The organism is Pseudarthrobacter polychromogenes, from assembly GCF_014644495.1.
In the GTDB taxonomy this organism is placed as follows: Bacteria; Actinomycetota; Actinomycetes; order Actinomycetales; family Micrococcaceae; genus Arthrobacter; species Arthrobacter polychromogenes.
Map to the genome: position 1 here is coordinate 144,236 of NZ_BMKU01000005.1, position 8,740 is coordinate 152,975.

Consider the following 8,740-nt stretch of genomic DNA (forward strand, 5'->3'; position numbering starts at 1 on the left):
TCATCGGGCCGAGACATGACTTTACAGCACATCCCGGCCCGATCTCAAATCGGGCCTTTCCGCGGCTGCCAGGCCTGCGGAAACCGGACCTTAGTCGTCCGTGAGGGTAACGCCGATGCCGCCCACCAGGGTGGCGGAGATGTTGTACAGCACAGCGGAAAGCATGGAAAGCGCGGTCAGGAGGACCACGTTCACCACCGCGATGATGGTGGCGAACGAGGCCACCTGGCCCAGGGAAGCCACCTTCTTCAGCTCAAAGCCGCCGCTCTCTGAGCCGGCCAGCGTGCCCAGCAGGCTGTCCACCTGGTCGAAGATGCCCGTCAGGTCAAGGACGGTCCACAGGACAATGGCGGCCACCACCGTGACGATTCCCAGGGCCACGGACAGGAGGAAGGCCATTTTCAGGACAGACCAAGGGTCCACCTTGCTGATGAGCAGCCGGGCGCGCCGTACCTTTGCCTTCGGTGCAGGCTTCACAAGGCCTGGATTGCCCTGGCCCGGAGCGCCTCCTGCTGGGCGCTGCCCGCCTGCTGCGGGCCGCTGTCCCGGTGCCGGGCGCTGGCCGGGCTGGCCCGCCGGACGGTCATTCTGGCCCTGCGCCGGGCGGTCACCCTGTGCAGGACGCTGGCCGGGAACGGCGGGGCGTTGCCCGGGGGCGGCGGCGGGGGCGGCCGGGCGCTGCTGCGGACGGACGGGAGCGTTTACCCGTGGTGCGGCTGAGGGCCGGTTTCCGTCGGGAGCGGTGCTGTTCGACTTGGGAAATGAGTCGGGATTACTCACTCGTTACCTTCCGTGTAGTCTTCGTTCGGCTCAGCGTCGCCCGAGGCGTCCTCTGACTCAACGGCCGGTGATTCTTCTGCCACTGCTGGGCTGGTGGAATCCTCGGGGGATCCGCCATCTTCAGCCAACGTTACGTCATCCTCCGGCGATTCCTCGCCCTCAAGACCGCGTTCGCTGTTGCGTGCCACCTCGATAATCCGGTCATTTTTGTCCGGCTTGGCAAAGATGACGCCCATGGTGTCGCGTCCCTTGGCAGGGACTCCGGCAACCGAGGAGCGGACCACCTTGCCGCCCTCCATGACCACCAGCACCTCGTCCTCTTCCTGGACAATCAGCGCACCCACCAAGTCACCGCGTTCTTCCGCGAGCTTGGCTACCTTGATCCCCAGACCGCCACGGCCCTGAAGCCGGTATTCCTCAACAGCTGTCCGTTTGGCGTAGCCGCCCTCGGTGACGATAAAGACGTATGAACCGTCGGTCACCACGTTGGCGGCCAGCAGCTCATCCTCTTCGCGGAATTTCATGCCGGTGACGCCGGAGGTGGCCCGGCCCATGGGGCGGAGCGCATCCTCGGTTGCAGTGAAGCGGATGGACTGGCCCTTGCGGGACACCAGCAGCAGGTCGTCGGTCTCGGATACCAGCTGTGCGGACACCAGCTCGTCCCCGTCGCGGAGGTTGATGGCAATGACGCCGGCGGAGCGGTTGGTGTCGTAGTCCTCCAGCCGGGTTTTCTTGACCAGCCCGCGCTTGGTTGCCAGCACCAGGTAGGGGGCCTGCTGGTAGTCCTTCAGGTCCAGAACCTGGGCGATGTGCTCGTCCGGCTGGAATGCCATCAGGTTGGCCACGTGCTGGCCCTTGGCGTCCCGTCCGGCCTCCATCAGTTCGTAGGCCTTGGCACGGTAAACGCGGCCCAGGTTCGTGAAGAAGAGGAGCCAGTGGTGGGTTGTGGTGACGAAGAAGTGCTCCACCACGTCGTCACCGCGGAGCTGGGCACCCTTGATGCCCTTGCCGCCGCGCTGCTGGGAACGGTAGTTGTCGCTGCGGGTGCGCTTGACGTAGCCGCCCCGGGTAATGGTGACCACCATTTCCTCTTCGGGAATGAGGTCCTCCATGGACATGTCGCCGTCATAACCCATGAGGATCTTGGTGCGGCGGTCATCCCCGTGCTTGTCCACGATTTCGCCCAGCTCGGTGCTGATAATTTCCCGCTGGCGCTGTTCGGAGCCGAGGATCTGGTTGTACTCGGCGATCAGGGCTTCGAGTTCGGCGTGCCGGTCCTGGATCTTTTGGCGTTCAAGGGCGGCAAGGCGGCGCAGCTGCATGTCCAGGATGGCCCTGGCCTGCAGTTCGTCGATGTCCAGCAGTTCCATCAGACCGTCACGGGCCGCTTCGGTGGTGTTGGAGGCACGGATCAGGGCGATCACTTCGTCCAGCATGTCCAGTGCCTTCAGGAGTGCCCGCAGGATGTGGGCTTCCTCCTCGGCCTTGCGCAGCCGGTACCGGGTACGGCGGGCGATGACGTCCATCTGGTGGGTTACCCAGTGGCGGATGAAGGCGTCCAGGCTCAGCGTCCGGGGAACGCCGTCCACGATGGCAAGCATGTTGGCGGAGAAGTTGCTCTGCAGTTCGGTGTGCTTGTAGAGGTTGTTCAGCACCACCTTGGGCACGGCGTCGCGCTTGAGGACGATGACCAGCCGCTGTCCGGTGCGGCCGGAGGTCTCGTCCCGGAGGTCGGCGATGCCCTGGATCTTGCCGTCCTTGACGAGTTCGGCGATCTTGATGGCCAGGTTGTCCGGGTTGGCCTGGTACGGAAGCTCGGTGACCACCAGGCAGGTGCGGCCCTGGAGCTCCTCGACGTTTACCACGGCGCGCATGGTGACCGAACCGCGGCCGGTCCGGTAGGCATCCTCGATGCCCTTGTGGCCCAGGATGGTGGCGCCGGTGGGGAAATCGGGGCCCTTGACGCGCAGCAGGAGTTCTTCCAGCAGTTCCTCGCGGCTGGCAGTGGGATTGGCCAGGTACCACTGCACGCCGTCAGCCACCTCGCGGAGGTTGTGCGGCGGAATGTTGGTGGCCATGCCGACGGCGATACCTGATGAGCCGTTTACTAGCAGGTTGGGGAAACGGGCGGGCAGGATGGTGGGTTCCTGGTTCTTGCCGTCATAGTTGTCCTGGAAATCGACGGTTTCCTCGTCGATGTCACGGACCATTTCCATGGCCAGCGGCGCCATCTTTGTTTCGGTGTACCGCGGTGCGGCAGCGCCGTCATTGCCCGGGGAACCGAAGTTGCCCTGGCCGAGGGCCAGGGGGTACCGCATCGTCCAGTCCTGGATGAGGCGGACCAACGCATCGTAGATCGCGGTGTCGCCGTGGGGGTGGTACTGGCCCATCACCTCGCCCACCACGCGGGCGCACTTGTTGAAGGAACGGTCCGGCCGGTAGCCGCCGTCGAACATCGCATAAAGGACCCTGCGGTGGACTGGCTTCAGTCCGTCGCGGACGTCCGGGAGGGCACGGCCCACGATGACGGCCATCGCATAGTCAAGGTAGGACCGCTGCATTTCAGTCTGCAGGTCCACCTGCTCCACGCGGTCTATCAGCACGTCGCCTTCAAGAACGGTGTCCGGAATGCCGGCTTCGGAGGCCGGGTTCTCGGGTGTTTCGTCGCTCATTTTAATTTCCGTTTCAGGTATATGTCAGTAACCGAATATCTACCGGACCGTGCCCTAGATATCGAGGAACCTGACGTCCTTGGCGTTCTGCTGGATGAAGTTGCGGCGGGACTCGACGTCCTCGCCCATCAGGACCGAGAAGATCTGGTCGGCGGCGAGGGCATCGTCCATCGTCACCTGCAGCAGCGTGCGGTGGTCCGGGTCCATGGTGGTGTCCCACAACTCGGTGTAGTCCATTTCGCCCAGGCCCTTGTAGCGCTGGATGCCGTTGTCCTTGGGAATCCGGCGCCCGGCAGCCTGTCCGGCCACGAGTTTCGCGTCGCGTTCGCGGTCGCTGTATACGTAGTCGTGGGCGGCGTTGGACCACTTGATGCGGTACAGCGGAGGCTGCGCCAGGTAAACGTAGCCGTTCTCGATCAGGGGCCGCATGTAACGGAACAGCAGGGTCATCAGCAGGGTTGTGATGTGCTGGCCGTCTACGTCGGCATCCGCCATCAGGACGATCTTGTGGTACCGAAGCTTGGAGAGGTCGAAGTCCTCGCCGATGCCCGTGCCGAAAGCGGTAATCATGGACTGGACTTCGGCGTTGCCCAGCGCTTTGTCCAGGCGTGCGCGTTCCACGTTCAGGATCTTTCCGCGCAGGGGAAGGATGGCCTGGGTCTCCGGGTTGCGGCCGCGCTTGGCGGAACCGCCGGCGGAGTCGCCCTCCACGATGTATACCTCGCATTTCTCCGGGTTCTTCGAGGAGCAGTCGGAGAGCTTGCCGGGCATGCCGAAGGATTCCAGCGGGCTCTTGCGGCGGGCGTTGTCCCGGGCTTTGCGTGCGGCCATCCGTGCCTGCGCCGCGGAGATCGCCTTCCGGATGACGTCGCGGGCAGGGCCCGGGTTGCGCTCCAGCCAGTCGCCCAGGCCGTCGGTGACCACGCGCTGGACAAAGCCCTTGACCTCGGAGTTGCCGAGCTTGGTTTTGGTCTGGCCTTCGAACTGGGGTTCGGCGAGTTTCACGGAGATGACGGCAGTGAGGCCTTCGCGGATGTCATCGCCGGTCAGGTTGTCGTCCTTTTCCTTGATGATTCCCTTTTCGCGCGCGTAGCGGTTGATCAGGGACGTCATCGCGGCCCGGAAGCCCTCTTCGTGGGTGCCGCCCTCATGCGTGTTGATGGTGTTGGCGTAGGTGTGGACGCTTTCGGAGTAGGCGTTGGTCCACTGCATGGCCATTTCCAGGGCAATCTTGCGGTCTTTGTCTTCGGTTTCGAAGGCGATGACGTCCTCGTGGACCACGTCGACCTTCTTGCCCGAGTTCAGGTGCTTGACATAGTCCAGCAGGCCGTCGTCGTACTGGTACACCACGGTGCGGTGTTCTGCGCTGACCTCACCCTCGGTGACGACGGCGTCCAGGTCCAGGTCGGCGTCGCCGTCCGTTTCAGCGGGTGCGCGCTCGTCCGTGAGCGTGATGCGGAGGCCCTTGTTAAGGAAGGCCATCTGCTGGAAGCGGGCGCGGAGCGTCTCGAAGTCGAACTCGGTCACTTCAAAGATCGCCGAATCCGGGTAGAACGTCTGGGTGGTGCCGGTGCGGTCCGTCTCTTCGCCCTTGACCAGGCTGCCCTGGGGCTTGCCTCCGTCCGCGAAGGACATGCGCCAGACGTGGCCCTGGCGCCGGACTTCCGTATCCACGCGGCTTGACAGGGCATTCACGACGGAGATTCCCACGCCGTGGAGCCCGCCCGAGACGGCGTATCCGCCGCCGCCGAACTTTCCGCCGGCGTGCAGGATGGTCATGACCACTTCAACCGTGGGCTTGTGTTCCGTGGGGTGCATGTCCACCGGGATGCCGCGGCCGTCGTCCACGACCTTCACGCCGCCGTCGGCCTGAAGGACAACCTCAATGTGCGTGCAGTAGCCGGCCAGTGCCTCGTCCACGGAGTTGTCCACAACTTCATAGACCAGGTGGTGGAGTCCGCGGGGCCCTGTGGAGCCGATGTACATGCCCGGACGTTTCCGGACGGCTTCCAGGCCTTCAAGGACAGTGATGTCGCTGGCGCCATATTCACGCTGCGTCCCTGGTGCGGCCGGGGTGTCAGGCGTACGGGCATCCTCGACTGCGGGTTCAGCTGCCAGAATATCTGTATTGTCGTTAGCCACAGGCGCTGTCGACTCCTCTGTTCTCGATGATGGCCGGCCGAATCCTCCCCGGTTACTGCAAGGAAGTCATCCGCCAACAGGCACAAACTTGTAGCGCCGATGTATGGCTGACGGTGGATCCGCACTCCGCGGGCTCGAAACGCGCGGAAAACGGACCCAGTCAACGTTCACCCGCGCCCAGTTATCTACAACGATTCTACCGTGCAGGCGGCCAATTCCCCGCATTCCAGGGCCTCCCAGGGGCGGTGGTGTGCCTGCGGGAGGCCGTTGGTCGCGCCTTGGGCGCACTGGCAGGACGGCCTCCGGGTGCCTATACACCCTCCCGCCCTTTCAGGGCTCTACACGCCGTTACGTCGATTTTCAAGAGTGGGCTGCCGGCACTACCCGTAGGTGTCGCGGGGACCCCGCCCGTTCACGGACCTGCCGCCCTTGCGCCAGCTCGGTGCAGAAGGGCCCAAAACCTGGATGCTCGTGACCACTCCGTCCCCCAGCTCCACCCGGAACTTCTCCAGCAGGCTGGGGCTGAGGAGCCGGAGCTGGGTGGCCCAGGCGGTCGAGTCGCAACGGACGTGGAGGGTGGTGTCGGTAAAGCTCTCGGGAGTGCAGTGGGCCGAAATTTCGGGGCCAACCAAGGTGGCCCATTCGGCCATCACGGATCCGACCGCCACCGGAGACGTCCAGCCGCGCTCCGCCACCAGTCGTCCCACTACCTTGCCCAGGCCGAGGGGATCGCGGCCGCTGGCGTGGAACTGGCTGAAGCCGCGGGTGTCACGGATGCCTTTTTTGGCTTTGGCGGTACCCGGGCGGGAAGCGGTCCTGCGGATTTCGCCCCGGGCTGCGGCGGCCTCCCGCATCCTGTTCAGGGCAACCTGGGGCGCATCGATGTTGTCGGGGTCGCGGCCGGGCTGAAGCCCGCCGCCCTTTTCACTGTCCCTGCTCATCAATACCTCCCGGGATGACTTTCACCCGCCGTCCGGAGAGCTCTTCCGGGATGTCGGCGTCGACGGCGGCGGTCACCAGGACCTGTTCCGCGCCGGAGACTATTGCGGCCAGTTTACGCCGCCGCTGGACGTCCAGCTCGGCAAAAACGTCGTCCAGGATGAGGATGGGAGCCGAGCCCCCGGTCCGGGTGTCGTCCAGCATCACGTAGTAGGAGGCGAGCCGAAGGGACAGGCACATGGACCAGGTTTCGCCATGGGATGCATAGCCCTTCGCCGGTGCCTGGCCCAGGATGAGTTCCAGTTCGTCGCGGTGCGGGCCCACCAGCGAGATGCCCCGCTCTATCTCCTTGCGGCGCGAGTCTGCGAAGGCCTTGATGTACCTGTCCGCGAGCTCTTCCACAGAGAACTGCCGCAGGTCTTCCACGTCCGGCGAAGCACCCCCGGCACTGGTGCCGGGTGCACGGACCAGCGGGGCACCGTCGTCGTCCATCTGGTTCTGGAGGCTGGAACGGTAGACGGCGTCGGCCGGTTTTGACGCGTCGGTCAGCTCCGCGTAGGCACGGCCCAGGTGCGGCCGCAGCCGTTCCACCAGTTCAAGCCGCGCGTGCAGAAGTTCGGCCCCGGCTTTCGCCATGTGCTGGTCCCACACGTCCAGGGTCGCCTCATGGGCCGGCGTGAACTTTCCGGCGCGGGCTGATTTGAGCAGCGCATTGCGTTGTTTCAGGACACGGTCGTAATCGCTGCGGGTGGCGGCGTGGTGCGGAACGAGGCTGGCCAGCAGTTCATCGAGGAACCGGCGGCGGTTGGAAGGATCGCCCTTCACCAGGGCCAGGTCTTCCGGCGCGAAAAGTACTGTCTGGCAGATACCCAGGAGATCGCGTGCCCGCACCGGATTGCTGCGGTTGATGCGTCCGCGGTTTGCCCGCCCCGCATTGATCTCCAGTTCCAGGACCGTGATCTGTTCACCGCGCACCAACCTGGCCCGGACCAGCGCACGTTCCGTGCCGAACCGGAGCAGGGGCGCATCCGAGCTGACGCGGTGTGAGCTGAGCGTGGCCAGGTACCCGATGGCTTCCATCAGGTTGGTTTTGCCGATGCCGTTGTACCCCACAAGGACAGTGACACCCGGCCCCAGGGCAAGGTCCACCTGGGCATAACTGCGGAAGTCAGTCAGGGAGAGGTGTTCTAGGTACACGCGCTTTTTCGGCAATTCCGGGAACCTCGCGGCTCCCTGCTGGGTATTACTTGGCGGGACGGGTGGCGTGGCCGCCGAACTGGTGCCGCAGCGCGGACACCATCTTCATGGCCGGGGAGCTGTCCTCGCGGGACTCGAACCGGGCGAACAGCGCAGCAGTGATGGCCGGCGCCGGAATTGCATTGGCAATGGCTTCTTCCACGGTCCACCTGCCCTCACCGGAATCCTCGACGTAGTCGTCGATGTTTTGCAGGCCCGGATCCTCATCGAGGGCTTTGACCAGCAGGTCCAGCAGCCAGGACCGGACCACGGTGCCTTTTTGCCACGCGCGGAACGTCCCGGGCAGGTCACTGATGATGTCCTTGGAGGCCAGCAGCTGGTAGCCCTCGGCATATGCCTGCATCAGGCCGTATTCGATCCCGTTGTGGACCATCTTGGCGTAGTGGCCTGCGCCGATCCCGCCCACGTGGACAAAGCTGTCCGCCCGGTCGCCCTCAGGACGCAGGGCGTCGAAGACCGGAAGCGCGCGCTCAATATCCGCCGCGTCCCCGCCGGCCATGAGGCCGTAGCCGTTCTGCAGCCCCCAGACTCCGCCGGAGACTCCGCAGTCCGCGAAGTGGATCCCCTTGGAGGCAAGGAGTTCGCCGTGTTTCTGGTCCTCGGTGAACCGGGAATTGCCGCCGTCGATCACCAGGTCACCCTCGTTGAGCTTTTCGCCCAGCTCCTTGATGACGGCGTCGGTGATGTCGCCGGCAGGGACCATGACCCAGATGAGCCGCGGCGTGGGAACTGCAGCCAGGAGCTCTTCGATGGAGGCGGCGTCCGTCACGTCCGGGTTGCGGTCGTATCCGGTGACCTCAACGCCGCCCTTGCGCAGCCGTTCGCGCATGTTGAACCCCATTTTGCCAAGGCCGATCAGTCCAATGTGCATGGTGGAACTCATTTCTGCGCTAGGGGTCGGGTGTCATCAGGGGATGCCCAACTAGGTAGCAGTAAGTGTCGTTTTGGGC

Annotated in this window: 6 protein-coding genes; all 6 read right to left on the reverse strand. The window is 64.6% G+C overall.

The features are described 5' to 3' along the window. Nucleotides 1-90: 90 nt before the first annotated feature. Nucleotides 91-780: a DUF3566 domain-containing protein gene (locus IEX43_RS10000; RefSeq protein WP_188810634.1), complete on the reverse strand. Its 690-nt coding sequence runs from the start codon at nucleotides 778-780 to the stop codon at nucleotides 91-93. Further along, nucleotides 777-3,452, reverse strand: coding sequence for a DNA gyrase subunit A (gyrA, locus tag IEX43_RS10005; protein WP_188810638.1), 2,676 nt, complete (start codon nucleotides 3,450-3,452; stop codon nucleotides 777-779). The genes IEX43_RS10000 and gyrA overlap by 4 nt, the downstream gene beginning before the upstream one ends. A 54-nt stretch (nucleotides 3,453-3,506) precedes the next feature. Then, nucleotides 3,507-5,594: a DNA topoisomerase (ATP-hydrolyzing) subunit B gene (gyrB, locus tag IEX43_RS10010; RefSeq protein WP_188810640.1), complete on the reverse strand. Its 2,088-nt coding sequence runs from the start codon at nucleotides 5,592-5,594 to the stop codon at nucleotides 3,507-3,509. Nucleotides 5,595-5,974: 380 nt separating this feature from the next. Beyond that, entirely contained in the window at nucleotides 5,975-6,535 is a 561-nt protein-coding gene (locus IEX43_RS10015; RefSeq protein WP_188810642.1) for a DUF721 domain-containing protein, read from the reverse strand. Continuing rightward, nucleotides 6,519-7,730 (reverse strand): DNA replication/repair protein RecF, encoded by a 1,212-nt coding sequence (recF, locus tag IEX43_RS10020; protein ID WP_188810644.1) that lies wholly within the window; start codon nucleotides 7,728-7,730, stop codon nucleotides 6,519-6,521. Before recF ends, IEX43_RS10015 begins: the two co-directional genes overlap by 17 nt. A 46-nt stretch (nucleotides 7,731-7,776) precedes the next feature. After that, nucleotides 7,777-8,661 carry a phosphogluconate dehydrogenase (NAD(+)-dependent, decarboxylating) gene (gene gnd / locus IEX43_RS10025; RefSeq protein ID WP_188810646.1) on the reverse strand — a complete coding sequence of 295 codons (885 nt, stop codon included), beginning with the start codon at nucleotides 8,659-8,661 and terminating at the stop codon, nucleotides 7,777-7,779. Nucleotides 8,662-8,740 lie beyond the last annotated feature (79 nt).